This window comes from Priestia sp. 40 (genome assembly GCF_049368575.1).
Lineage (GTDB): Bacteria > Bacillota > Bacilli > Bacillales > Bacillaceae_H > Priestia > Priestia zanthoxyli.
In genome coordinates this window covers 614,464-638,939 of sequence record NZ_JBMPZA010000015.1, presented here as the reverse complement: position 1 = coordinate 638,939, position 24,476 = coordinate 614,464, and the positions used below count along the sequence as shown (strand labels likewise).

Annotated in this window: 24 protein-coding genes and 1 riboswitch; of the genes, 14 read left to right on the top strand and 10 right to left on the bottom strand. The window is 38.4% G+C overall.

What is annotated here, in order from left to right; genetic code table 11:
* Positions 1-5 precede the first annotated feature (5 nt).
* From ACO1DI_RS18145 to ACO1DI_RS18135, 3 genes are all read left to right on the top strand, one after another.
* The gene (locus ACO1DI_RS18145) at positions 6-656 is read left to right on the top strand and encodes an amino acid ABC transporter permease (protein WP_014461908.1); all 651 of its coding nucleotides are present in this window, start codon (positions 6-8) and stop codon (positions 654-656) included.
* A gap of 223 nt (positions 657-879) precedes the next feature.
* A complete protein-coding gene (locus ACO1DI_RS18140) occupies positions 880-2,235 on the top strand; it encodes an amino acid permease (RefSeq protein ID WP_221781179.1) in 1,356 nt (451 codons plus the stop codon).
* Positions 2,236-2,362: 127 nt separating this feature from the next.
* A complete protein-coding gene (locus ACO1DI_RS18135; RefSeq protein WP_116739649.1) occupies positions 2,363-3,640 on the top strand; it encodes a DUF445 domain-containing protein in 1,278 nt (425 codons plus the stop codon).
* Positions 3,641-3,677: 37 nt separating this feature from the next.
* Here the strand turns inward: ACO1DI_RS18135 and ACO1DI_RS18130 are convergent, their stop codons facing one another.
* From ACO1DI_RS18130 to ACO1DI_RS18105, 6 genes are all read right to left on the bottom strand, one after another.
* Entirely contained in the window at positions 3,678-4,214 is a 537-nt protein-coding gene (locus ACO1DI_RS18130) for a PepSY domain-containing protein (RefSeq protein ID WP_014461905.1), read from the bottom strand.
* A 135-nt stretch (positions 4,215-4,349) separates the two neighbouring features.
* Entirely contained in the window at positions 4,350-4,922 is a 573-nt protein-coding gene (locus ACO1DI_RS18125; protein ID WP_014461904.1) for a PepSY domain-containing protein, read from the bottom strand.
* Positions 4,923-4,994: 72 nt separating this feature from the next.
* Positions 4,995-6,341 carry a HAMP domain-containing sensor histidine kinase gene (locus ACO1DI_RS18120; RefSeq protein WP_226556390.1) on the bottom strand — a complete coding sequence of 449 codons (1,347 nt, stop codon included), beginning with the start codon at positions 6,339-6,341 and terminating at the stop codon, positions 4,995-4,997.
* 3 nt (positions 6,342-6,344) lie between these two features.
* Positions 6,345-7,037: a response regulator transcription factor gene (locus ACO1DI_RS18115; RefSeq protein ID WP_028412498.1), complete on the bottom strand. Its 693-nt coding sequence runs from the start codon at positions 7,035-7,037 to the stop codon at positions 6,345-6,347.
* Positions 7,038-7,117: 80 nt separating this feature from the next.
* On the bottom strand, positions 7,118-8,779 hold the full coding sequence (locus tag ACO1DI_RS18110) for a sensor histidine kinase (RefSeq protein ID WP_423145518.1): 1,662 nt from the start codon (positions 8,777-8,779) through the stop codon (positions 7,118-7,120).
* 89 nt (positions 8,780-8,868) lie between these two features.
* On the bottom strand, positions 8,869-9,594 hold the full coding sequence (locus ACO1DI_RS18105; protein ID WP_014461900.1) for a response regulator transcription factor: 726 nt from the start codon (positions 9,592-9,594) through the stop codon (positions 8,869-8,871).
* A gap of 170 nt (positions 9,595-9,764) precedes the next feature.
* Here ACO1DI_RS18105 and ACO1DI_RS18100 point away from each other — a divergent pair, with 170 nt between their 5' ends.
* The 7 genes from ACO1DI_RS18100 to ACO1DI_RS18070 all read left to right on the top strand — a co-directional run bounded on the left by ACO1DI_RS18100 (position 9,765) and on the right by ACO1DI_RS18070 (position 16,556).
* Positions 9,765-10,979, top strand: coding sequence for a DUF418 domain-containing protein (locus tag ACO1DI_RS18100; RefSeq protein WP_014461899.1), 1,215 nt, complete (start codon positions 9,765-9,767; stop codon positions 10,977-10,979).
* A 35-nt stretch (positions 10,980-11,014) separates the two neighbouring features.
* On the top strand, positions 11,015-11,698 hold the full coding sequence (locus ACO1DI_RS18095) for an ABC transporter permease (protein ID WP_014461898.1): 684 nt from the start codon (positions 11,015-11,017) through the stop codon (positions 11,696-11,698).
* Between the two features lies 1 nt (position 11,699).
* Positions 11,700-12,632, top strand: a complete 933-nt coding sequence (locus ACO1DI_RS18090; RefSeq protein ID WP_014461897.1) for an ABC transporter ATP-binding protein — start codon at positions 11,700-11,702, stop codon at positions 12,630-12,632.
* Between the two features lie 146 nt (positions 12,633-12,778).
* Entirely contained in the window at positions 12,779-13,372 is a 594-nt protein-coding gene (locus ACO1DI_RS18085; protein WP_014461896.1) for an undecaprenyl-diphosphatase, read from the top strand.
* 152 nt (positions 13,373-13,524) lie between these two features.
* The gene (locus ACO1DI_RS18080) at positions 13,525-13,944 is read left to right on the top strand and encodes an organic hydroperoxide resistance protein (RefSeq protein WP_014461895.1); all 420 of its coding nucleotides are present in this window, start codon (positions 13,525-13,527) and stop codon (positions 13,942-13,944) included.
* 105 nt (positions 13,945-14,049) lie between these two features.
* Positions 14,050-14,232, top strand: a riboswitch (cobalamin riboswitch).
* A 133-nt stretch (positions 14,233-14,365) separates the two neighbouring features.
* Positions 14,366-15,163 (top strand): sodium:proton antiporter, encoded by a 798-nt coding sequence (locus ACO1DI_RS18075; RefSeq protein WP_014461893.1) that lies wholly within the window; start codon positions 14,366-14,368, stop codon positions 15,161-15,163.
* Between the two features lie 229 nt (positions 15,164-15,392).
* On the top strand, positions 15,393-16,556 hold the full coding sequence (locus ACO1DI_RS18070; protein ID WP_063248475.1) for a M20 family metallopeptidase: 1,164 nt from the start codon (positions 15,393-15,395) through the stop codon (positions 16,554-16,556).
* A 12-nt stretch (positions 16,557-16,568) separates the two neighbouring features.
* Here the strand turns inward: ACO1DI_RS18070 and ACO1DI_RS18065 are convergent, their stop codons facing one another.
* A complete protein-coding gene (locus ACO1DI_RS18065; RefSeq protein WP_423145517.1) occupies positions 16,569-17,045 on the bottom strand; it encodes a DoxX family protein in 477 nt (158 codons plus the stop codon).
* Between the two features lie 305 nt (positions 17,046-17,350).
* Between ACO1DI_RS18065 and ACO1DI_RS18060 the strand changes: the two genes are divergently transcribed.
* Complete coding sequence (locus tag ACO1DI_RS18060; protein WP_014461890.1) at positions 17,351-17,875, top strand: type 1 glutamine amidotransferase domain-containing protein; 525 nt, start codon at positions 17,351-17,353, stop codon at positions 17,873-17,875.
* Between the two features lie 633 nt (positions 17,876-18,508).
* Positions 18,509-18,997 carry a DinB family protein gene (locus ACO1DI_RS18055; RefSeq protein WP_423145516.1) on the top strand — a complete coding sequence of 163 codons (489 nt, stop codon included), beginning with the start codon at positions 18,509-18,511 and terminating at the stop codon, positions 18,995-18,997.
* A 24-nt stretch (positions 18,998-19,021) separates the two neighbouring features.
* Here the strand turns inward: ACO1DI_RS18055 and ACO1DI_RS18050 are convergent, their stop codons facing one another.
* Positions 19,022-19,774 carry a lipase family protein gene (locus ACO1DI_RS18050; protein WP_115652948.1) on the bottom strand — a complete coding sequence of 251 codons (753 nt, stop codon included), beginning with the start codon at positions 19,772-19,774 and terminating at the stop codon, positions 19,022-19,024.
* 256 nt (positions 19,775-20,030) lie between these two features.
* Between ACO1DI_RS18050 and ACO1DI_RS18045 the strand changes: the two genes are divergently transcribed.
* Positions 20,031-21,485, top strand: a complete 1,455-nt coding sequence (locus tag ACO1DI_RS18045) for an alanine/glycine:cation symporter family protein (RefSeq protein ID WP_042992364.1) — start codon at positions 20,031-20,033, stop codon at positions 21,483-21,485.
* A gap of 32 nt (positions 21,486-21,517) precedes the next feature.
* On the opposite strand, the gene ACO1DI_RS18040 is transcribed toward ACO1DI_RS18045, so the two are convergent.
* Positions 21,518-22,573 carry an aromatic acid exporter family protein gene (locus ACO1DI_RS18040; protein WP_140452035.1) on the bottom strand — a complete coding sequence of 352 codons (1,056 nt, stop codon included), beginning with the start codon at positions 22,571-22,573 and terminating at the stop codon, positions 21,518-21,520.
* Positions 22,574-22,716: 143 nt separating this feature from the next.
* On the opposite strand from ACO1DI_RS18040, the gene ACO1DI_RS18035 reads away from it, so the two are divergent.
* Positions 22,717-23,883, top strand: a complete 1,167-nt coding sequence (locus ACO1DI_RS18035) for a M20 family metallopeptidase (RefSeq protein ID WP_116741686.1) — start codon at positions 22,717-22,719, stop codon at positions 23,881-23,883.
* A gap of 54 nt (positions 23,884-23,937) precedes the next feature.
* Here the strand turns inward: ACO1DI_RS18035 and ACO1DI_RS18030 are convergent, their stop codons facing one another.
* Positions 23,938-24,393 carry a ferritin-like domain-containing protein gene (locus tag ACO1DI_RS18030; protein WP_423145515.1) on the bottom strand — a complete coding sequence of 152 codons (456 nt, stop codon included), beginning with the start codon at positions 24,391-24,393 and terminating at the stop codon, positions 23,938-23,940.
* Positions 24,394-24,476 lie beyond the last annotated feature (83 nt).

Below are 24,476 nucleotides of genomic sequence, written 5' to 3'. Positions count from 1 at the left end.
AAGTGATGGATTTTGTGGGTGCTTATTCTCCTGATCACCTTTCCTTCTTAATGGAAGGATTTTGGGTCACTTTAAAAGTGGCATTCATTTCGATTGTGTTAAGTTTTCTTATTGGAAGTATAGTAGGTATTTTAAGGTATGCCCGCATTCCAGTTCTGTCTCATGTACTCGCTTTTGTCGTAGAAATTATCCGGAATTTGCCGCTGCTTTTAATCATCTTTTTTACATACTTTGCTTTACCTGAAATCGGAATTGATATGGAAATTACGTCAGCAGCGATTGTGGCCCTCACTGTATTTGAATCTGCTATGATTTCAGAAATTATCCGAAGCGGATTGAAATCAATTGAAAAAGGACAAATCGAAGCGGCGCGTTCATCAGGTTTAAACTATTATCAAACGCTTCGTTTCGTTGTGCTGCCCCAAGCTTTGCGGCGAATGGTACCTCCTTTAGTTAGTCAGTTTATTTCCTTATTAAAAGATACGTCGCTTGCAGTAGTGATCGCACTTCCTGATTTGCTGCATAATGCTCAAATTATTTACGGTCAGAAACAAAGTTATGTGGTGCCGATGTTTTTGATTATCGCGATGATGTATTTTATTGTGAATTATGCTTTATCAATCATTGCACGGAAACTAGAAGTCAAAAGAGTATAGAGGCTCTTTTGACTTTATTTTTGGAAAATAAATAACATTGACAATGTATTAATTCAACGCATAAAATGACTAAAGTAACAGTGGTTAAATCAGATCATTTTCATTCATCATAGAGAAGAAAAACAGTGTTGGTTCACCCCCTACTGAATATCCGGTAGGGGTTTTTGCGCAAGAAGTGATTTGGTTAAACTAACACGTAAAATGAACAGAAGGGACGGGCATCATGGAAAAACAAGATCAAAATTTAAAAAAAGGTCTGTTGCCTCGTCATGTGCAGCTCATTGCGCTTGCCGGTATGATTGGGACAGGCATTTTTAAAGGCAGTGCTGATACGCTAGGTATTGCAGGACCAAGTGTTGTACTGGCGTATTTATTTGGCGGTCTTATCTTATTTATTGTAATGACAGCACTAGCGGAGATGGCAATTGTCTATCCGAATATGAACGTACAAAATTTAGTGCATAAGGCATTCGGTACGCAAACCTCTTTTATTGTAGGGTGGCTGTACTGGGTAAACTGGATTGTCGTGACGGTTGTTGAACTGCTTGCGGGAGGAAGCTTTTTGAAGTTTTGGTTCCCTTCTGTACCTCTTTGGCTCTTAAGCTTTCTTTGTGCAGTGCTGATTGTAGGGATGAATTTATTTCAAGTGAAGTATTACGGAGAAATTGAGTTTTGGTTTGCCGGTATTAAAGTAATTGCTCTTACCGCTTTTATCATCTTGGGAGCTTTTATTTTATTCGGTGTGATTCCAAGCGATGTGCAAAATCCTTGGGCAAATTATACGGCTCATGGAGGCTTTTTCCCTCACGGCATGAGCGGTGTGCTTAGTGCCTTTTTAATTGTAATGTTCTCTTACGGCGGAGCTGAACTAATTGGTGTGGCCGTAACGGAAACAAAAGATGTAAAAAATGTGTTACCGAAAGTAATCAAAGGCACAGTATGGCGAGTGATTGGATTTTATATTTTGCCTATTTTAATTATTTGCGGCCTTATGCCTTGGAATTCTGTATCAGGGCAAGAGAGTCCGTTTGTGCAAGTGTTTAGTATCACTGGACTTCCGGGTGCGGCTCATATTATGAACTTTGTTTTATTGACGGCCGTTTTATCAGCAGCCAATTCAGGGATGTATGCAACGTCGCGTACGCTTTATGCTATGGCTCAAAGCGGAGAAGCATCCAAGCGCTTCTTGAAAGTTTCAAAAAACGGTATTCCGATTAACGGTTTGATGATTACGGCTGCTTGTATTTTAATAGGTGTGTTTTTAGCCTATAAAACGCCGGATAATGTAATTAGTTATTTAATGACCATTCCTGGTTTCACAATCATTCTTATTTGGGTGAGTATTTGTTTAGCTCAATTAAAGCTGCGTAAAGGATATAAAGAAAAGCCGTTTTTCGCATTAAAGTGGTTTCCTTATACAACGCTTTTTGCAACAGCAGCACTGCTTGTTATTTTTGTATCGTTTATGTTTAACAAAAACAATGTGATTGGATCAAGCGTATGTGCGGTTATCCTGGTCGTACTCCTTATTTTTTCATTTATTAACAAAAGTCGAAAAGAAAAAAAGTTTGAAGTATAGCAAAAAGGCAATATACTAGAAAGACGAGGGTAAAAGCTTGTCTTTCTTTTTTTGCGGAAATTTCTGCATCACGTAACATATTTCTAGATGAAATGTTTAGTTAAATAAATAAAGGATGAGGACTACAATGGAATCAAATAATGTATTAAAAACAAACCCAAAGAAGAAATCAAAGCACTTAGCCACGATTTCTTTGGCGATTATGGGAGTGGGCTTCGTTGCGACAATGCCTTTTGGTGATTCAATTTGGGGTCGGTTGCTTCAAGGTGGATTCGAAGCTGGATTAGTCGGCGGCTTAGCGGATTGGTTTGCCGTTACGGCGCTTTTTCGTCACCCTTTAGGCATTCCTATTCCACACACTGCGCTGCTTCCTAAAAACAGACAGCGTATTACAAAAGGGTTAGTCTCAACGCTTGAAAACGACTGGCTGTCAAAAGAAAGTATTCAAGAAAAAGTAAAAAGAATTGCGTTTACAAAACGTTTGCTTCCGATTGTTCGAAAAGGTGTTCATTCGGAAACGATTCAACAAAAAGGAACAGCACTGCTTGTTGATGCGATTAATCGTGTGGATACAGATAAAGTAGTTCCTATTATTGAAAAAGAGCTCAAATCATCGCTTTCAGCAATAGAGTTAAAACCTATCGTGCATTCGATTGTCGGAGAAGTGGTGAAAAATCAGTATGATGAAAAAGCGCTCGATGTTCTTTTAAATAAAGGAGAGAGCTGGATTAAAAAAGAAGAAACGCAGTATCAGCTCGGAAGTATTGCTAAAAATGCGCTGGATAATATTGAGCTTGACGGTATTTTACAATTTGCTCTCAAATCATTTCAAAGCATGATTAACGAAGAGAAGCTAGGGTCTATTTTGCAAAATCTACTGCTCTCTATTACAGGTCGTCTTCGTAATGAAGATGATGAATACCGCCTTGCTTTGGTAAATGGAATTAGAAAAGAGCTGCAAGGCTTGGAACACAATGAAGAACTTCTTGGAAAATTAGAAGTATGGAAACAAAAATCGATTAATGAGTTAAATGTAACGAATCAATTAACAGAAATCGTTGATAAAATGAAAACGAAAGTGACAGCATTCATTGAAAGCCCTGAATTTATGAAAAGTTACGCCGTTCCTTACGTAGAGAGCTGGCTGAATGCTCTTGAAGCGGATGCAGAGCGTCAAGAAGCAATTGATACGGCTATTCAAAAGCAAATCATGAGCTTTGTAGACGAGAATCATTCGAAAATTGGACAGCTTGTTCAAGAAAACTTAGATAAATTAGATGATGAAACACTTGTGGATATGATGGAAAACAATGTCGGAAAAGATTTGCAGTGGATTCGAGTGAACGGCGCTCTATGTGGATTCTTGATTGGTATTGTATTAACGGTTATTAAATTAGCGGTATAAAAAAGAAGCACGCTCCTTTTGGAGCGTGCTTTTTCTATTAATCATCTATTTCTACACTGATTACGTCACCGTTTTTCGCATCTACTGAAACAGTTGCTTCACGTTGATCAGCAGTGTCAATTTCAATTTCATATACTAAACGGTTGTTTTCTTGGTCTAAATCCGTTTCGTTAACGGTTCCTTTAGCACTTTTTAAAGCTGTTTTTATCGCTTGATCTAATGAAATGGCAGGGGAAGCATTTTGGAGATTCTCTTCTTTCTCATCATCATCTTTTGGGTCTTCATCAAATTCAATGATTTTACCGCTGCTGCTGTCAATATCTACATCGTATTCTTTATTACCTTTTGTGATGTCTACTTCATATTGTTTAACGCCGTCATCTACGGCTAATTGGATATTTGTAATGTCACCGCCGTCTGTTTTTTGAAGAGCAATGTCTTTTGCCTTTGCTTCTTCAATCGTTGTGGTTTGCTTCTTGTCATTGCTTTTGGACTGATCTGTCATGGCATATGCACTTGCACCTAATCCACCGACTAATACTGCACTGGCTAAAACGGTTGTAATAACTTTCATATGTTACGGCCTCCTTGATTTGTTGTTAAGACTATCTTAGCCAATGAACTTTAAAGGAAAAGAAGAAGAAGTTTAAAATTTTCTTAGAAATAAATAAAAATGGATAAGAAAAAGCACAGCTTTCGGCTGTACCTTTTAATCATCATTTTCATAGGTGATGGAATCTACATGTCCAGAGTAAGCATTTATCATTACTTTAGCTTCTCTTGTTTTAGACTGATCAATTTCGACTTCGTAGAAGGTTTGGCCTTCTTCCTCTTCTATTTCAACTGAGGAAAACGTTCCTTTTACTTTTTGTAAAGCAATATCTCTTGCTTGTTCCATTGAAATGAGAGGCTCGTCGGATGTAGGAGAAACTGGTGGCTGCTCGCTCTTTTTTTGTTCTTCTTCTGTATCATTTTTAGTTTGAGTAGACGTTTGTTTCTCTACTTTTTGTTTGATTAATGACTGGACTTCTCCATTTTTTCCATTTACTGTGATGTGGTATGGAATATCATCTTTAAGCAAAGTTATTTGATAAATCGGTTCATCATCTTTTTGAGAAAAGCTTGCATTTTCAATAGTGCCGCCATATTTTTGCTGGATGATACTGCTGACGTCCGATTCGGATAAAAGTGTATCAGGCCGATTCACTGCTTTTGCTATTCCGTAAAAGCAAGCTGAACCAACGGCAAGAAAAATAAGTATAAAAAGCACCGTTTTCTTCATACATTCACCTCCAGTATCTTAAAAAGTAGTATAGCAGGCAATTCTTAAAAATCTCTAAGAAACGGTGAGAAATTAAAGAGGAAAGCAAACCGTTACGGATGTCCCTTTTCCTTCATCGCTGCTAATCTCAATACGTCCGCTATGAGTTTCTACAATCTTTCGAGCAATGGATAATCCAAGCCCTGAACCACCGGTTTCTCGATTTCTTGCTTTATCTACGCGAAAAAAGCGTTCATACACGTTTGATAAGTCTTCTTTTGGAATACCAATTCCTTGATCTGTGACCGTAATCATAAAGCTTTCACTTCTTGTTATAGTTACTTCCACTGCTTTTTCACTATATTTAATGGCATTATCTAAGAGGATGTACAGCAGCTGCTTTAAGCGTTTTTCATCGGCTGTTACGACGGGCTGATCGGTTTTTACGTTTAAATAAATGGTTCGTTCAAAGGCTTGTTCTAGATGTTTGATTGTTTGTCTGCAGACGGCCGCCGCATCTACGTGTTCCATGTGAAGCTTCCACTGCGACTCATCTTTCGCAAGCACCAGCATTTGAGACGTAAGCTGTTTCATGCGCAAAGACTCAGAGTGAATGGCTTCGATGGCTTCTTCTAAAATATCTGGACGCTTCATTCCCCATCGTTTTAGCATATTGGCATAGCTTTCTACAACGGTCAGCGGTGTTTTTAATTCATGAGAAGCATCGGATACGAACTGCTCTTGCTTTTTATAGTTTTCCTCTAATAAATCCATCATATTATTGAAGGTATTGGCCATTTGATCTAACTCATCTTTAGAAGAAGAAGAGAGGTCAATTTTTTTAAATGTGCGAGACACTTGAATTTCTTCCATAGTATGAATAAGAGATTTGATAGGCCGCAAAATAATTTTACTTAAAAGCCGTCCGGCAAATATGGTCGGAATTAATATAACAAGAGAGGCAATGAGCAAGATAAATTTTAATGTCTGCAGAGATTGTTCCACATCTGCCAGCTGTTCTGTGACTTCCAAAGAAACAACTTCGCCGTCCGTCCAAATGACGGGAGTATGCGAAATTGCGTATAGGTGGCCGTCGTCTTCTTTGATGGTTGTTTGTTCATTTGAATAATAAGAATAAGGTAAGTCCTGAAGCTCTTTGGTTTGATCAGTAACCGATACAACTAAAGGACTCCCTGATTTAGGCAAAATGCGAATCATCCCGTTAGGAGGCAAATAGGCACGAAGCAAATTGGCTTGTTTAACCGTCGCACTCGTTTGTTTCAGCCCATTTGTTACGTTGCTTGTTTCTGCTTGCAAACGTTCAATTGCGTTGTCTTCCATGGTTTTCTTGAAAATGAAGTAAATCGAACTGTTTGCAATTACTAAGAGAATAAAAAGCAGGGCAGTTGATGTAAGGATAATCTTTGTTTGCAGTTTCATAAGCTACTCCTTAAGCATATAGCCAACGCCGCGCACTGTTTGAATGTAGGGTGTTGAAAATGGAGCATCAATTTTTTTGCGCAAATAACGAATGTATACGTATACAATATTCGTGTCTCCGTAGTAATCGAATCCCCATACGTTTGTAAGAAGCTGTTCAAAGCTTAGCACTTGATTGTTGTTTTGAAGCATATAGACAAGTAAATCATATTCTTTAGGAGTCAGCTCAATAGCTTCATTTTCACGCGTGACTTCTCGCGTTTTTTCATTAACAACTAAAGTTCCTAGCTGCAGAGTATCTGCTTCTTTTTCAGCAGGAGATGCTGATGCAGGATGGCGAAGCCATACGCGGATACGTGCAAAAAGCTCCTCAATTTGAAAGGGCTTTGTAATGTAATCGTTCGCTCCTAAATCTAGTCCGCTTACCTTATCAGGAAGGGCGTCTCGAGCGGTTAATAAGATAACGGGCGTCTGATCATCGTTTGCTCGAATGCGACGAAGTACTTCGAGTCCGCTCAGTTCAGGAAGCATCACATCTAAAAGCAGCAAATCCCAATCGTGTTCTTGAAACTCTGCCAATCCTTCTGTGCCCGTATAAGCCATGCCGGTTTCATAGCCTTCATGTTCAAGCTCGAGCTGAATTAAACGAGCAATTTTGCGCTCATCTTCTACAATTAAAATTCTGCCTTTACTCAAAAAAATTCCCCCTTGTGTCTATGTATAGTTGCGTACATTATAGCATGGAGAGGATTGAGGTGTATAAAAGCAGCTGGAGGTTAGCCCGGCTGCTGATTGGTTGAAAGAGGAATATGCAAGGTAATGGCAGTGCCTTGGTTAGGAGTGGATTTCACTTCAATATGCCCTTTATGAAGTTCGCAAATCGCCTTTGCGATACTCATGCCAAGTCCAGCACCTTCTGTTTTTTCGGTTGTATTTGTGCCGCGGTAATAGCGGTCAAATAAATTTTTCTGCGTTTCTTCATCCATTCCAATTCCATCATCTTGAATTGTAATCAAGACGTGGTCACTTTTTAGAACGGTCAAAATTGTAATAGTGGTGTTCTCCGGATTATGTTTAATAGCATTAAAAATTAGGTTATCAACCATTCGTTCAAACCACCGTGCATCAGCTTGAATAAAAGGTTGAAGGTGAACGGGTACATAAGAGAATTGCACATTTTTAATGGTTCGATCGTTAACGAATTTTAAAACAATATGCTGAAGCAATTGATGAACGTCCACTTTTTTCGTTTCTAAGGCAACCACATTATTTTTAAGCTTAAAGGCCAGTGAAAAATCTTCTACAAGCCCCACCATATATTCACTTTTGTCACGCAGCGTTTGGCCAATTTCTTTTAGCTCTTCTTCGTTCCAATTGTAATAGCCGCTTTCAAGCATATGGCCATATCCTTGAATTGTTGAAAGAGGTGTCCGCAAATCATGTGATATTCCCGTCATCCATTCTTCGCGAGTAGTCTCTAGCTGCTTTCGTTCTTTTTCAGCTAAGCTAAGCTGCTCTGCCATCTCATAAAAGGCTGTAATTACTTCTGAATAGAGGCGATATTGAAAACGTACTTTTCCATTTTTCCGAAAGACGCGCTTCCGCTCTTTTTCTGTTAGCACTTCTGAATAGTTTCCGCTTCCCATACGTCCGAGCCAGCTGGTGAAGAGAAGTAAGGGCCCACCGTAGCGAAAAGCGTTCCAGATGGAGAAAGTGATAGTGGCTATAAGAACAGAAACCGCCACGATGATGGAGATCATCCAAGCTTTTCGGATAATAGATTCATCGGTTATACTTTGGTAATTATTAGGGGTATAAAAAACCCATGAAATTTTCTTCTTTGGATCATGGAATACAGTAACTGTTGAATCATATTTATCTTGTTCAATTTTTCGGGAAATAATTTCTAAAGGATCGTAACGTGTTTTTTCTTTAGGCATTCTAATTGAAGCTAAGATATCACCTTTCTCATTTAAAATTTGAAGCGAAGCATCTTTTTCTTTTAACGCCTTTTTGATAAGAGGGATATCGCTTTTGGGAGGCACACTTTGTTTATTATATTTAGCATACAAAGCATATAGCTGTTCTTTTAAATCACTTTTATAGCCCAAAATATAATAAGTGGGTGTAGTCAAAAAGGTATCAAGTTCTGTTACGACATTATAGCCTTTAAATTTTTTGGTTTTATCCATTTCTAATAACTCTGAAAGACCGTAGTGCTTAGGTAAGTCTTTTGGGGAGTTAACTTCTCCAATTACTTTTCCTTGTTTGTTCAGTACTTGGTACCATAGTCCTTCTTGTTTAAGTTGTTTTGCTAAATCATCTGAAACGGTTGCTTTTCCACCTTCAACTGTTGTATCCCCGGTTAATACGCTAAGTGATCCAGAGGGTAAGTCTCTTTTGATATCTTGCTTTGAAAGGTAATAAGCTAGAAACATTAAAGCGCAAAAAAGAACGCAGCAAACACATGCAATAATCGCAATAAACTGAAACGAAAAATGAAAGGTCAACCTTCTTTTAATTGATTTCATAGTGCTTTTCCATTCACTAATTTATATCCAAGCCCTCGTACCGTAACTAAGTGTTGTGGACTGCTAGGGTTATCTTCGATTCTTTCTCTAATTCTTCGAATATGAACGGTTACCGTATTGTCGTCTACGAACTGGTTATATCCCCAAACGGCTTCAAGCAGCTGTGATTTAGAAAGAACCACGTTCATGTTTTTACAAAAATGAAGTAGCAGCAAAAATACTTGTGCGGGGCAAGCAAGCGTTTGACCATCTACAATGAGCTCTCCAGCGGATTCATCTACGATAAAACGATCAAACTCATAGCGATTTGAAGGCTGTGATTCCATTTTTACAGGACTTCTTTCCGTCAGCGCTTGTTTTCTGCGCAGTCGTGCTTTAATTCGTGCCGCAACCTCTAAAGGATTAAATGGCTTGGTTACGTAGTCGTCTCCGCCCATGGCGAAACCCGTTAACACATCCAAGTCAGATACTTTGGCTGTTATGAACAGGATATATGCGTTTGAGAGCTCACGAATTTTAGGACAAATATCAAATCCGCTTTTATCGGGAAGCATGACGTCCAACAAAATAATATCAATCGTTTTATTATGTAAAACATCTAGCGCTTCTTGAGCGGTGTGAGCTTTATAGATTTGGTTGAAGCCTTCTTTTTTTAATACTGTCTCCAGCATTTTGACAATAGCAATTTCATCATCAACTAGCAATATAGATGCATCTTCCAATATAAATCACCTCTGTTTCATTTCATACGTATTCGATTTTAGCATAAGAACATTACGAAAAGATTAACAAAATTGGAAAATGTTAAAGAAAAGATAATCTCCCGTTTATTTTCTTGAAACCTTCATTTCATATACTAAATATACAGACACATAGTAAAGGAGTTAAAAGGATGAGTAATGATGTTAGGCGGGTTAAAGTAATTGATAGTATGAGAGGATTCAGCTTGTTTGGTATTTTACTAGCGAATATGCTGATTTTTCAATATGGTATTTACGGAAAGGATATGATTCATCTCTTCTCGCTATCACCAAGTGATTCAGCAGCCTATATCTTTTTAAAAGTCGCGGTAGAAGAAAGTTTTATGCCAATCTTTACTTTTTTATTCGGTTATTCAATGGTGAAGATGAAAGAAAGCTTAGAAAGAAGGCAGTTAGGAGTAAAAAGGCATTTCTTTCGCCGCTTTTTTCTGCTTCTAGGGTTTGGCCTACTGCATGGAGTACTTTTATGGGAAGGAGATATTCTTACGTTTTACGGAATGATGGGGATATTTTTATTAGTTTTCTTTTTAAACCGTAAAGCTAAAACGCTGTTGGTATGGGCATCGATTTTACTAGTTCTTACGGGAGCAGCTGGTTACGGTTCATTAAACGATAATATGTATCTTCTTAGTGATAAACAAACGCTTACCACATACGTAAAAGATACGATTCATGTTTATGGAAGTGGAACTTATGAACAAATTAAAGACCACCGCAACAACGTTGATCCGATGAATATAGCAGGATATAAATTTGCTTTTGCCTTCTTGTTTACACCATTTATAATGGGTGCTTTATTTTTGTTTGGCATGTACGCAGGGAAGAAAAAGTGGTTTTACGACGTTTCAGCTAATCAAAAACAGTATGGCCGTTGGGCGGCCGTGTTGATTCCGCTTAGCTTATTGTTAAAAGGAACTATGTACGTATGGCCAGATGCTAATTGGGCTGGTTCTACACATATGTTAGGTGGGAGTCTCTTATCTCTTGGTTATATTGCAGGATTTGCTTGGGTATATGCGAAATGCGAGAGGTCATTTTTGATGAAGACTTTTGAAAGCGTAGGCAGGATATCGCTTAGTAATTATTTAATGCAAACGGTTATATGCACGACGATTTTTTACGGTTATGGATTAGGTTATTTCGGAAAGCTCGGCATGATAGCAGGGATTTTTGTCTGCATCGGTATATACGGAATTCAGCTGATCGGCAGTTATATGTACGTGCAAAAATTCCAAACTGGACCGGTGGAAAAGCTGCTGCGCATATGGACAAATTTTTCTTGGAACGGAAAGCCCAAAGAGAAAAAAGCTTTACCGGAGGAAATAAATCATCCTTTTGTTGGATGATAGCAGTCAAACTTATTTACGAGGAGATTTTCGAAATGTGGGCCATTAGTGTGAAAGAGTTTCAAAGCTTATTTAAAAGTGTTAAATCAATTATCGTTATTTTAATCGTATGCGGTGCTTCCTATGGAATAGCCCATCTAGTTAGTCAACTTGGAGGTCAACTGACGAGCGCACAGATTCGAGATGGAGCCAACGGGGGGATTTTGGTGATGCTTCTCGGGTTCGGACCTTTGTTTATTTCAAGTCTTTCTCATAATGTTATTAATCAAGAAATTAAAACAAGAACAGCCAGGTTTTTAGTTACCAAAACATCAAGAGAGCGTATTGTACTAGGGAAATTCTTAGGAATTTGTTGTTTCTGGCTTGTTTGTATCTCTATTTCTTTTCTACTGATTGGGTTTATTTCGCATCATTTTTCTTTTTATATATTTTTAGAGTGCCTGCTATTCACCGTTTGTATCATTTCATTTGTTTTAATGCTTTCAGCTTTAATACCAAGTCCAACTCATACTATGTTTTTATCAATTATTTTATCGTTTGTTCTACCGGTACTGAGTGGATGGAGCATATTTTCATCAAAAGCGTACATTGCATGGTTTAAGTATGTGACACCCTACTACTATTTAAAGTTGGAGAAAGGGTATTTAACGGTTCTTCTTATTTTTGCAGCACTCTGTTTATGTACGGCACTTTGGAGTTTTAAAAGGAGAGAAGTATAATATGTATGCTATTGAAACAAGTAAATTAACTAAAAAGTGTGGATCTAAAACAATTGTTAATAGTATTAATTTGCAAGTCCCACAAGGAGAAATTTACGGATTTTTAGGGAGGAACGGAGCAGGGAAGTCTACATTTATTAATATGCTTACCGGCGTTTCATTCCCTTCAGCAGGAGAATTTACGCTGCTGGGACAGAGTGATATTGATTTAGAGCTTCAGAAGAAAATAGGTGTGCTTCCTGACTATGCTACCTTTTATGATGAGATGACGGCACTCAATCATTTGCGCTATTTTTTAAAGATAAACGGACATCGTTTTTCTAAAGAACACTGTAGTAATGTACTGAAGAAAGTAGGATTAGAAGGACATGACCATCAGAAAGTTGGAAAGTTTTCATTTGGAATGAAAAAGAAGTTAGGAATTGCTCAAGCGATTGTAACAGACCCAGATCTTATCTTTTTAGATGAACCAACTTCTGGAGTAGATATTGAATCTGCTCTCCACATTCATGAATTAATAAGAGAACTTCAAAATCAGGGCAAGACAATTTTTATGACGTCTCATAATTTAAATGAAGTTGAGAAGATTTGTACACGTGTAGCGATTATGAAAAATGGTGTTATTTTAGTAGAAGGGACAATGGAAGAACTGCGTTTTCAATACCAAGCGAAAAAAACGGTGATGATTAAACATGATCCTTACCCAAGCAGTCATAAAGAATATATTCAACAGTTTTTCCGTACGGTGAGTCCGGACGTGGAATACCATCACACGTACACAAAAGTGATGCTTCAAAAAGAGAGAAATATCCCTCTGATTATTCGCGAATTGATTCAATGCGGCATCGATATTTATCAAATTCACGTAGAAGAGCCTTCTTTAGAAGAAATCTTTTTGCAAAAAAACATCGTGGATCATTCGCAGGTAAGTTAATGGGCAAAAATCTGTTGGCTTACCACTCAGCCTGACTACGTTATTTATAAATACCAGTTAGGAAGCTTCTGACAAAAACATGTTCATTTTCTTCAGAAACTGATAAGATAGCTAATGACATTTAAAAATAAGAAAGGATTTCGATTATGTTATCAGCTATTAATTCAGTAGACTATACCATTTTCCATGCGGTGAATCAGTACGCCTCGCATGTGAAGTTTGTAGATTCGCTGATGGTATTCTTTGCAGATTATGCCCAGTATGTACTTATTGTTTTACTCGGCTTGTTTTTACTTATTAATAAAAACGGCAGCCGTGTTGTAGCATTCCAAGCTTTATGTGCTTGTGCCACAGGAGTCATTATCAATAAAGTGATTAGTTTATTTGCTTATCGAGATCGTCCATTTATCTCTCACCACGTGAATCAGCTTATTGATCACGCCGCGAATTCTTCATTTCCAAGCGATCATGCTACGTCTGCATTAGTTATCACTTTTACCATTTGGCTACATTTCAAACGTTCAGGGCGCATGTGGGTTGTAATGGGTGCACTCATTGCATTTTCACGCGTATGGGTTGGCGTTCACTATCCATTCGATGTGTTAACAGGAGCTATTCTAGGCTGCGTGCTCGCGTTGTTTATTCATTATGTTATTTTTAATACCAAAATTATGAGAGCTATTACCAATCTGTCTATTTTTCGAAAATCAGCTTATGACGGGCAGTCTCAATATTATTAAGAAAAAGCCGCAAATACGCGGCTTTTTTTATTGGGAAATTTTTAATGCATTTAATACTTGTTTTTTAAAATTAAATTTTGTACAATTAAATTACAGAAACGATAAATAAAAAACTTTTAATAAAATTACTAAAAAAGAGGAGAGATTTATACATGAAAGCTTTATATGAAACAACAGTCGTTAACACAGGTGGAAGAACAGGAGAAGTTCATTCTTTAGATAATATCTTTAATTTAGATGTTGCAACACCTCCAGCACTTGGTGGAGAAGCAACAACAGCAACAAACCCAGAGCAGCTATTTGCAGCTGGATACAGTGCTTGTTTCAACAGTGCGTTAGAATTTATGTTGAAAAAACATAACGTAGAAATCAAAAGCAGTGAAGTAAAAGCTACTGTTCAGCTGCTTCCAGATAAAGCTGATCAAGGAGTAAAAATTGCTGTAGCGCTTGAAGCTCATATCGAAGGCTTAGATTTAGAAACAGCGAAAAAATATGTAGACCTAGCTCACTCATACTGCCCGTATTCAAAAGCAATCAGCGGTAACGTAGACGTAACGGTAGAAGTAATTTAATTGCTTTAAAAAGCCCTGCTAAGCATGTAAAGCTTAGCAGGGCTTTTTTATTTGAATTTTCTCTATTCATTTGTAAGCGGTACTAGTATAATGAGGAAGAAAATGAATCATTCGCACAGTTTAGGTGCTCTTACATAGCGTAAGAGGTAACAGGGAATCGAGTGCAAATCTCGAGCGGTCCAGCCACTGTAAGCAGGGAGTTTTCTATCTTATCGTCACTCAAAACGGGGAAGGCGGTAGAAAATGATGATCTCAAGCCAGGAGACCTACCTATTCTGTACACTTGACTCTTCTAGGAAAGAGGCGGTGTATCAAGGTACGCAGTGAGCAATTGCTGTTTATTTTCATATGCCGACACATCCTCAATTTCTATAGAATTGAGGCTTTTTTATGTTTTATTTTAAAAAAAGGAGTGTAGGAAATGGAAGGTTTATCAGTTTTTTTACTTGTCTTTTTATTAGGAATCAGGCACGGATTGGATGCAGATCACTTAGCTTTTATTGATGGCCAGACCCGATATAATTGGCGAATGGGGAGCCGTTTTGCCCCGTGGGTCGGCACGCTGTTTTCACTAGGTCACGGAGGAATGGTGGCCGTCACGGCCGGGGTGCTTGGCGTGGTGATGAAGAATTTTACGTTTCCATCGTATTTCGATCATTTTGCATCCTGGGTATCCATTATCTCCCTCTTTCTAATCGGGACATTAAACACATATCATTTGCTTCGAACCAAAAATAAAGAGGAAGAGTTTGAGCTGAGCGGGTTAAAAGGGAAGTTTATTCCGAAAATCGCAAAAGGAACAACGAATCCTTTTTTAATTATTCTTGTAGGAGCGTTGTTCGCTTTAGCAGCCGAAACGGTCAGTCAAACGGCCGTGTGGTCTCTAGCTGTAGGGAACGCAGGCAAGTATACGCCGCTTTTATTAGGACTAGTATTTATGTTTGGTATGATGCTGACAGATACAATCGATTCACTGATTGTACATAAAATGGTGAATGAATCGAGTAAGTTTGGGCGATCTGCTTCCCGCTTGATGGGCTGGGTTATTGTTGTCCTCGCGTATGGTGTGTCACTCTATTTAGCATTCACTTTCTTTAACCCATGGGCCGAAGTAAACTTTGAAATGGTTGGCGTTATTCTGTTTATTTTTTTAGTGTCTATGTTTGTTTTTGTGAGTGTGAAGTCAAAAGGGAAAAATATTAAAATAAATGTCAATTAGTCAAACGAAAGCTTTAATCTGTTGAAGATTGAAGCTTTTTTGTATGAATTTGTTGAAGTTTATGGCTATTTTCGGTCTGTTATGAATAAGTTAAAGTATTATCTGTATTTAAATGATGGAAAATTGTCTGAAAACCATTATAATTAAGGATAATTTAAGGTCGTTATGTGAAACGTAGAACATAGTTATACGTACGATAAATAAAAGCATTTAATGCAAGCAGCAGGGGTTGTTTGGAGGAGGAATTGATTTGAGTCAGGTAATGGTAGAACAAAGTGTATTTAGTTATTTAAAAGAACACGAACAAGAGATGCTTGAAGATTTAGTTGGATTTGTGAAAAAAGAATCACCGTCCTACAGTAAAGAGTTAGTAGATCAGTGTGGAATGTATTTAACGGAGCTGTTTCAAAAGCGTTTAGGGGTAGGGTACGAAATTATAGAAGAAAAAGAAGTAGGAAACCATTTGAAATTTACGATTGGAGAAGGAGAAAAGCAGCTTTTAATTATCGGTCACTTTGACACGGTATGGGAAAAGGGAAGGCTGAGTCTAAGAACAGAGGGAAACAAGCTGTACGGTCCGGGAATTTTAGACATGAAAGGCGGCATTGTGCAATCTATATGGGCGATTAAAGCGATTCAAGAGCTTGGCTTATCGCTCGATAAAAAAATTGTGTTTTTCTGCAATTCGGATGAAGAGATTGGGTCAATTTCTTCTAAAAAATACATTGAAGAAGAAGCACAAAGAAGTGAAGCAGTGCTAGTAGCGGAACCGGCTGTGGCGGGTTCAGGTGCGTTAAAAACGTCGCGCAAAGGAGCGGGAATTTTCACCGTAAAAGTATGGGGACGAGCAGCACACGCGGGTAATCACCACAAAGAAGGAATCAATGCGATTGAAGAGCTTGCGCGCCAAGTGATTTTCTTGCAGGGCTTAACAGATTATGAAAAAGGTACAACGGTGAACGTTGGAACATTTACAGGAGGCAGCGGTACAAATGTAGTGCCGGAATATGCAGAAGCACACGTAGATTTACGTGTTTCTACAGAAGAAGAAGCGAAACGTATGACGGATATTATTTTGAACTTAACACCCATCTTAAAAGGGATAAAGCTCGAAGTAACGGGAGGCATGAACCGTCCTCCGATGGTGAAGTCTAAACAAACGGAAGAGTTATTTGAATGCGCTCAGTCAATTGCGGCCAAACTGGGTATGAAATTAGAAGAAGCGGCTGTTGGCGGCGGAAGTGATGGCAATTTTACAGCGGCCATTGGTGTTCCCACGTTGGATGGATTAGGAGCATGCGGAAAAGGAATACATGCGGAATATGAACATATTCAAATTGATACGTTGTCCGAGCGCTCTTCTTTATTTGCGAATTTACTGCTTCAAATATAAAAAAAGCCCGCCTCAAACGGCGGGACTAACCTGAAAGCTTATATTGGGAGAGTATAAGCTTTCTTTTTTATTTACTGCTTTCTTCTTGAAGAGAAAAAGCAGTTTCTTCTTTTTAAATACCACTTTATCAAGAGCAAGGAACTGGCTTCCTGCAAGAAATAGGTGAGCAGACATTGCAATTAAAGCGATATCAAACTCAAATCCGCCAACAAATCCGCTTTTAAGCTTGGCTGTGAAAATAGCGCCGAGCATTACTGCTATAAATAAAGCACCTATGACTCTTGTTGCTAAACCAAGGATAATAAGAATACCACCTACAAGTTCAATTGTTGCAACAATATATGCCATGAAACCAGGGATTCCTAAGCTATCGAAGAACCCTACTGTATTTTCAATCCCGCCTTGCCATTTTTGAAAGCCGTGTACTAAAAATGTAAAACCTAATACTAAACGAATAATAAGTGAACCAATTTCGACGTTTTTATTCACTTTACTTCCTCCTTTAAGTGTATTTGAAAAACACTACATTATGTAGTGTGAAAGCCCGAAAAAAGAAATGTAGTAATTAAATCAGAAAGTCTTTCTTATTTGGATAATTTTACAACATTATGAACATCACACTACACATTGTAGTGTGATGTTTGTCCCCAGTCAAGTGAAAATATAAAATTAGACCATTTGGCATACAAAAGTTTTCGGAAGAGCACTTGAAAAATCCTTTAATTATGTACAAGTTAGTCCCTTATTTTCAATCTTATTCTCCAACATGCTATACTGATGGCGGAGGTGTTACGATGCGTTTAGAAAATAAAAGAGTTATTGCGCTTGTTAGTGCAGACTTTGAAGATCTAGAACTATGGTATCCAGTGATGCGTCTTCGAGAAGAAGGAGCAGAAGTACATTTAGTTGGAGAAAAAGCAAACGAAACGTACGTGGGGAAATACGGTGTTCCAGCCGTATCAGACTATGCTTTTAAAGATGTTGATCCAGCTGAATATGACGCTATTTTAGTACCTGGAGGCTGGGCGCCGGATAAACTGCGCCGCTACCCTGAAGTAATTGAAATGGTTCGTCATATGGATGAACAGCAAAAGCCAATCGGTCAAATCTGCCATGCAGGATGGGTATTAATCTCTGCAAAAATCTTAGATGGCCGAAACGTAACAAGTACGCCAGGAATCAAAGATGATATGGAAAATGCGGGAGCTATTTGGCATGATGAAGCAGTCGTAATCGACGGCCACATCATTTCAAGCCGCCGTCCGCCAGACCTTCCTCCTTATGCAAAAGCATTTGCTGATGTACTAGCAGAGCAATAAGAAAAAGCCGAAACCAGTGTGGTTTCGGCTTTTTTTGTAAGATCCGCTAAAAAAGAAATGATAAAGTAAATAAAAAATAATCATTAAAAAAGCGAGCAGATGCATCTGCTCGCTTTTGTTCGTGTTTCTTATCAGTAACTTGCTTTTTGCAAGTGTAAAAACAAAATGATTACTTTCTTTATAAAATCCATGATTACGGTTTTTGTATGTTTCGTTGTTGTTAGGGCACAATTAGCATTGATTGTGCTTGCATGGATTTCATCCATTGCCGCGGTTTGTTTTTCCACATGATCGATTAACCTAAACGACGCAAGCCCTACCTCTCTTGCATCCTTACGGCTCCGAAGCCGATCCAGTGTGAATAAGTTTTGTTCAAAGACATGTGTCGAATGCCAGTATTTTTACCTTGCATTGTACGATACATCCTCTCAAGTTACTTTCACTATGTCTAGCTCTTAAAGAAAAGCCAGAAATCTAAATATAACACCCTGGTTAACCAATGTCAAATAGAAAATATGATTTTTTCACGTGAAACAATTTCAGTTAAAACAAGGTTAAGTAAAGGGATATCTTTTTTATATGGAAGAGTTTTTTGGTAGGATAAGTTAGAGGAATCCTGGAGGAGGATGAAAAATGAACAAAAATGAACAGTTTCGAAATGATGTATTGAACAGTGTAGAATCATTAACATACGAACAATTAAATCAGCAGGCAGCATCTAATACATGGAGCGTTATGCAAGTATTAGAACATTTATATTTGATGGAGCGCATGATTGTTTCACGTGTAAAGGATCAGTTAGAAAACGGTGTAGATCAGCCCACTGAAGATAAGCCGTTTCATTTAGCGGTAGACCGTTCGCGAAAAGTAGATGCACCGGCTCAAGTTACGCCTTCTAATGAAAAGCAGACATTAGAAGAAATGAAGAGTAAGCTGGCAGAATCAAGAGAGGCTTTAGCAGAGTTAGAAGAAACAGCAAGTGAAGATAAGCTAAAGCAAAAATCATTTCCACACCCTGTATTTGGGTTAATGGATTTAAAGCAATGGATTGACTTTATTGGTTATCACGAAAAGCGTCATCAAGAACAAATAGAAGAAATCAAAGCAGCAATCGGTGCATAAAAAAACAGGCATTCCGCCTGTTTTTTATTTTTGGACCAAAATAGGATAATCCGACATCATCCAAATGCCAACACTGTACGTTTGGGGATTATGGTTCCCTACGGTAGAACCTGTTTGAATGGTAAATGAGAGTTGAAGAGGGTCTTGATCGTAATAAATTGTTTGCTTGGTGGAAGGGGAATAGAGTCGCTTCGGAGGGATTTTAGGAACCGTATCCGTCGTGTTAACAAAGCAGCGGCTATTTGAAACAAGATTTGTGTATGTTTGAACGAATTGAGGATCACCTACTCGAGGAGCTCCGTAGTTGTACATTGTAACCTCTGGAAAAGATGCGTTTGTGGCGACATCTAAGGCATGAAGAGCAGCGAGTGCACCACCTAGGCTATGCCCCGTTATATAAAGTGGCTTTGGGGTAAGGGACTGATACGTTTCAAAAATTTCATCACGGCATGATTCGTAAACGGCTAAAAAACCTTCGTGGACGAGACCGGCTTGTTGATTGTATGGATAAGGGCGCTGCTTAATGCGAGCATCAGCAATCCAATCTGCCTCAGATTGAGTTCCTCGAAAGGCAATTACGATAGAGTCATCAGATTCTAAAATAAAACCAAACCATTCTTGAACCCCTACGGCAGAAGCTTTAAACGATTTAATAAGCCGGTAGCCTTCAGGTACATCAAATGTGCCTCCCTGTGCGTATTGCTTATAAGCTAAGACGCACGCATAAAGAAGGTCTAGAGCTAAAGGACGATAAAATAAAGGCTCTATTCTCATCATTGTTTTTCACACCTTCTAATAGAAAATAACTCCTATAGCCTATGTGTTCCTGATAAGAAAGGTGCAGATATCTCTCTTTTGAAAGCGAGAATTAAGGAATGTAAACGGTTCATTGTTGGATGTTTTTGAGGATTTTATAAGTTTTTTTGTGTATTTTAACTAAAAAAAAGTTTTAATTTAGAGTTTTATTGTTAAAATTTATAATTTAACTTATAATTTAAAATAGTCTGAATTAAAAAAATAAGGGGGTTATCGTTTGGAGCAATTTGTAACGAGTTTGAATAATGTGCTATGGAGCACACCTGTTATTTATGGGTGTCTTGCGATCGGCCTGTTTTTCTCAATTTTAACGAGGTTTTTGCAGGTAAGACACTTAAAAGACATGGTTATGCTTATGTTTCAGGGTAAAAGCTCAGAAGCAGGAGTTTCTTCCTTCCAAGCCCTGTCTTTAGCGCTGTCGGGACGAGTCGGAACAGGAAACATTGCTGGAGTGGCAACAGCTATCGCTTTTGGAGGTCCAGGAGCTGTATTTTGGATGTGGGCAGTTGCTTTTATTGGTGCTTCTAGTGCATTCATCGAATCAACACTTGCTCAAATTTATAAAGTTAAACAAGATGGCCAATATCGAGGTGGTCCAGCGTACTATATTGAAAAAGGAACAGGTATGAAATGGTATGGCATTTTATTTGCTATTGCAGCACTTGTTGCGATGAGTATCCTAATGCCGGGCGTTCAGTCTAACTCCATCGCGCTTGGCATCGACAACGCATTTGGCGTTAGTCCAACGGTTACAGCAGTAGGATTAGTTATTATTCTTGCTTTTATTATCTTTGGAGGCGTTAAGCGTATTGCAGGGGTGGCACAATTCGTTGTACCTTTTATGGCACTTGGGTATATTATTTTAGCTCTTATCATTATTGCCATGAACATTTCCGAGTTGCCGGGAGTTATCGCTCTTATTTTTAAAAGTGCTTTTGCATTAGATTCTGCTTTTGGAGGAATTGTTGGTTTAGCTGTTTCTTGGGGAGTGAAGCGGGGCATTTATTCAAATGAAGCAGGACAAGGAACAGGGGCGCACGCAGCAGCTGCAGCAGAAGTTTCGCATCCGGCGAAACAAGGACTTGTACAAGCTTTTTCGGTTTATATTGACACCCTGTTCGTTTGTTCAGCAACGGCTTTTATGATTTTATTCACAGGCATGTACAATACGGAAGGACCAGGCGGTTCATTTATTATTTCGAATTTACCGGGTGTAGAAGCAGGACCTGGATTTACACAAGCTGCTATTGAAACAGTGTTACCTGGATTTGGGGCTGGTTTCGTGGCAGTTGCTCTATTTTTCTTCGCATTTACAACGATTATGGCTTATTATTACATCGCCGAAACAAATATTGCTTATCTAACTCGCGGAAAGAACGGAAAGTGGGCTATGTTTGCATTAAAGCTTGTCCTTCTAGGAGCTACGTTCTACGGGTCAGTTAAACAAGCATCACTAGCTTGGGCGCTAGGTGATGTGGGGCTTGGTATCATGGTATGGCTAAATTTAATTGCTATCTTAATTTTAGCTAAGCCTGCGTTAGTTGCATTAAAAGACTATGAAACTCAGAAAAAACAGGGGCTAGACCCTGTTTTTGATCCTGTTAAGCTAGGAATTAAAAATGCAGACTATTGGGAGAAAGAATATAAGAAAGATGAGTCACAAGTTTCGTAAACAAAAAAATCCTCACGTATGTGAGGATTTTTTTATGAAGAAAGTGAGACAGATGAGTTATTTAAGTTATATCGATCCTTCAAACAATGAATACGGTGTAGTTCTTCAAGCAGGTGATGAATGGCAAGCAGTTCGTACAGCATTGTTGTTTCTGTTGAAAAAGGCTGATCTACTGTATTTTCTTCGTGTTTATGTGCCCAAAACCTTTGTTTTAAAGTTAAAATAAGCGTTTGATGCTGAAAAGAGCTTTTATATTGTTCATTTTGTAAGACGTTATGAAAGGAAGTGAAAGTATCCCATATCACTTGATGTTCTGCACTTTGCAGCTGATGAGCAGGCAAATAAATTAAATTACCAATATGATAGACAAGCTGCCTCATAAGAGAAAGTTTCTTATATTCATAGTGGAACTTTCTCATAGCTGTACGAGTGAAATGATGAAACTTCCATTCTTTTCGCTGATACTCACAAAGTGTCTCAATTTTTTCAATTTCAGCAGAAAGCAGTTGGAATTGAAGTTTTGTTTGTTTATGACAAGCGTGTACTTGAGAAAGTTCAACTCCTCTTTGCTGTAGGACGCTGCTCATTTGTTTTGAGAGATTTTGAATTTTCCTCGTAATAATCGGTGTATAATTAGGAGGAAGAACGATGATATTTACAAGTGAAGAAATAAGCAGTCCAATACTGGTGGTCGCTAGGCGAATTAAAAGCGATATAAAGTAATGGTCGTGCACAATCGTCAGCATAGCCACTCCTGTTAGCGTGGCAACGAGTGTTCCTGCATGCAAACGCAATTTAGAACAGGATATAATAGTAGAAACGGCAACAAGCATGTAGGTAAGCGGCGTCACGCCGAGAAGAAATGTATAAAGCATGGCAAAAGCAGCTCCGATTGCTGAAGCAGGAAAGCGTATAAACGCTTTTTTAATAGAATCGGCAGCGGTTGGTTCAATCGTAACAATAGCTGTAATAACAGCCAGCATATAAGGCCAGCCAATCGACTGACAAATGAGCGCAGTTAAAAAAACGGCAATGCCTGTTTTAATAATACGACCGCCTAAAAAATTAAATTTTTTTACGTTAATCATTATGCATACCTTCTTTAAAACAGTTAGTAGTTTAATTATAAGGCATATTAAGGTGATAGGAAAACACGTCTTAAAAACTAGCTTTTAAAAAACGAATAAATATACTATAATTTGTTTAAATATTTAAAAGAGGAGTACAACTAATGAAACAATTGATAAATGAAACAATTAATAAATTACAGGATACATTTTACGATGTAAGCAAATATATTGGGCAAAACCCTGAGCTTGGTCACGAAGAATTCAAAGCGTGTAAAGCATTAACGGATATTTTAAAAGAACAAGGGTTCACAGTTGAAATTGGTACATGTGACTTGCCAACTGCTTTTACTGCTGTTTATGACAGTCAAAAGCCAGGTCCATCGATTGGGTTTATGGCTGAGTACGATGCTTTGCCGGATCTTGGACATGCATGCGGACATAACTTAATCGGAACTATGTCCATTGCAGCTGGTATTGGTCTTAGTAAAGCAGTTGCAGAAACAGGCGGTAAAGTATACGTATACGGAACGCCTGCAGAGGAAACACGAGGCGGTAAAGTAACGATGGCCGAGCAAGGCATTTTTAATCATTTAGACGTAGCTATGATGGTACATCCTTATTACTGCCACCAAAAAAGTGGGCGTTCTCTTGCGATGGATGCCATTCAGTTTGAGTTCTTCGGAAAATCCGCGCACGCAGCTGCTGCTCCTCATGAAGGAATCAACGCGTTAGACGGCGTATTACAAACGTTCAACAGCATTAATGCGCTTCGCCAGCATGTGAAGCCGGATGTCCGTATTCATGGAGTCATTACAGAGGGTGGCAAGGCTGCCAACGTTGTACCGGATTATGCAGTAGCACAATTTTATGTCCGGGCTTCAACTCGTGCATATGTAGATGAAGTAACAGATAAGGTGAAGGCATGTGCACATGGTGCTGCTTTAGCTACGGGAACAAAATTAAAAATCTCAAACTATGAGTTTTCTTATGATGATATGCGAACGAATCAAACATTATCCGATGTCTATACAAATAATCTCATCTCATTAGGCGTGAGCGAACAAAGCATTACAGAAGACCAAGGCGATCATGGATCTTTAGATATGGGGAATGTAAGTCAGGTTGTTCCGGCTATTCATCCGTATATTCAAATTTGTGATGATTATTTTGTTTGTCATACGCACGAATTTAGAGAAGCAGCTTTAAGTGAGCAAGGAAGAGAAGCAATGATACTCGGGGCACAAACAATGGCATTAACAGGGTATGACGTATTAACAAATCAAACGTTGCTCCAAAAAATCAAAGAAGAATTTAATGCTACAAAGTAAGAGATAATAATAAAACCATACTAAATAATACGCTTGCGACTGCAAGCGTATTATTTAGTATGAGAAGTGGGACTGAATGGTTCGAAAAATTTGACCGTGGCGCTGTTCATCGTTCGCAGCTCGAACAATGCGGCTTTGAATTCGAGCATTTGTGATTTTTCTAGCGATTGATTGATAAAATGGAACGGTTTCTACTTCATCTTTAATGGATTCAGAGACCCCTTCTTGAAAAGTATTTGGCAATTTTATGTTTAATGAAATCTGTGGGTAGCTGCCTGATAAATCATAATAGGCTTTAGAAAACCAGTCAAAGTGTTTAATTTCATCCTGCCGAATACCTAATATAGCTTGTTGAAACTGATTATTAGGAGCCAGCTCTGCTAAGCGTGTATAGTAGTGAATAGCGGAAAACTCATCGTTTACAGCTTTGTTTATATCTCTTAAAAGCTGTTGGTCTAGTCTTGTATCATCTTCCCAATATTCTTCATGCCGGGAGTAAAATTCATGCATATGGATATACCTCCTCACCGTTTTGTTCTCTTGTTGTCACCATCATCGTATGTATAGACAAGAAAAGGCGTACATTAAAAGAA

Bases quoted from the DNA above. Each gene is read 5' to 3' on its own strand.
- ACO1DI_RS18145 (WP_014461908.1), top strand. From the start codon at position 6: ATGGATTTTGTGGGTGCTTATTCTCCTGATCACCTTTCCTTCTTAATG.
- ACO1DI_RS18140 (WP_221781179.1), top strand. From the start codon at position 880: ATGGAAAAACAAGATCAAAATTTAAAAAAAGGTCTGTTGCCTCGTCAT.
- ACO1DI_RS18135 (WP_116739649.1), top strand. From the start codon at position 2,363: ATGGAATCAAATAATGTATTAAAAACAAACCCAAAGAAGAAATCAAAG.
- ACO1DI_RS18130 (WP_014461905.1), bottom strand. From the start codon at position 4,214: ATGAAAGTTATTACAACCGTTTTAGCCAGTGCAGTATTAGTCGGTGGA.
- ACO1DI_RS18125 (WP_014461904.1), bottom strand. From the start codon at position 4,922: ATGAAGAAAACGGTGCTTTTTATACTTATTTTTCTTGCCGTTGGTTCA.
- ACO1DI_RS18120 (WP_226556390.1), bottom strand. From the start codon at position 6,341: ATGAAACTGCAAACAAAGATTATCCTTACATCAACTGCCCTGCTTTTT.
- ACO1DI_RS18110 (WP_423145518.1), bottom strand. From the start codon at position 8,779: ATGTTTCTAGCTTATTACCTTTCAAAGCAAGATATCAAAAGAGACTTA.
- ACO1DI_RS18100 (WP_014461899.1), top strand. From the start codon at position 9,765: ATGAGTAATGATGTTAGGCGGGTTAAAGTAATTGATAGTATGAGAGGA.
- ACO1DI_RS18095 (WP_014461898.1), top strand. From the start codon at position 11,015: ATGTGGGCCATTAGTGTGAAAGAGTTTCAAAGCTTATTTAAAAGTGTT.
- ACO1DI_RS18090 (WP_014461897.1), top strand. From the start codon at position 11,700: ATGTATGCTATTGAAACAAGTAAATTAACTAAAAAGTGTGGATCTAAA.
- ACO1DI_RS18085 (WP_014461896.1), top strand. From the start codon at position 12,779: ATGTTATCAGCTATTAATTCAGTAGACTATACCATTTTCCATGCGGTG.
- ACO1DI_RS18080 (WP_014461895.1), top strand. From the start codon at position 13,525: ATGAAAGCTTTATATGAAACAACAGTCGTTAACACAGGTGGAAGAACA.
- ACO1DI_RS18075 (WP_014461893.1), top strand. From the start codon at position 14,366: ATGGAAGGTTTATCAGTTTTTTTACTTGTCTTTTTATTAGGAATCAGG.
- ACO1DI_RS18060 (WP_014461890.1), top strand. From the start codon at position 17,351: ATGCGTTTAGAAAATAAAAGAGTTATTGCGCTTGTTAGTGCAGACTTT.
- ACO1DI_RS18055 (WP_423145516.1), top strand. From the start codon at position 18,509: ATGAACAAAAATGAACAGTTTCGAAATGATGTATTGAACAGTGTAGAA.
- ACO1DI_RS18050 (WP_115652948.1), bottom strand. From the start codon at position 19,774: ATGATGAGAATAGAGCCTTTATTTTATCGTCCTTTAGCTCTAGACCTT.
- ACO1DI_RS18040 (WP_140452035.1), bottom strand. From the start codon at position 22,573: ATGATTAACGTAAAAAAATTTAATTTTTTAGGCGGTCGTATTATTAAA.
- ACO1DI_RS18035 (WP_116741686.1), top strand. From the start codon at position 22,717: ATGAAACAATTGATAAATGAAACAATTAATAAATTACAGGATACATTT.
- ACO1DI_RS18030 (WP_423145515.1), bottom strand. From the start codon at position 24,393: ATGCATGAATTTTACTCCCGGCATGAAGAATATTGGGAAGATGATACA.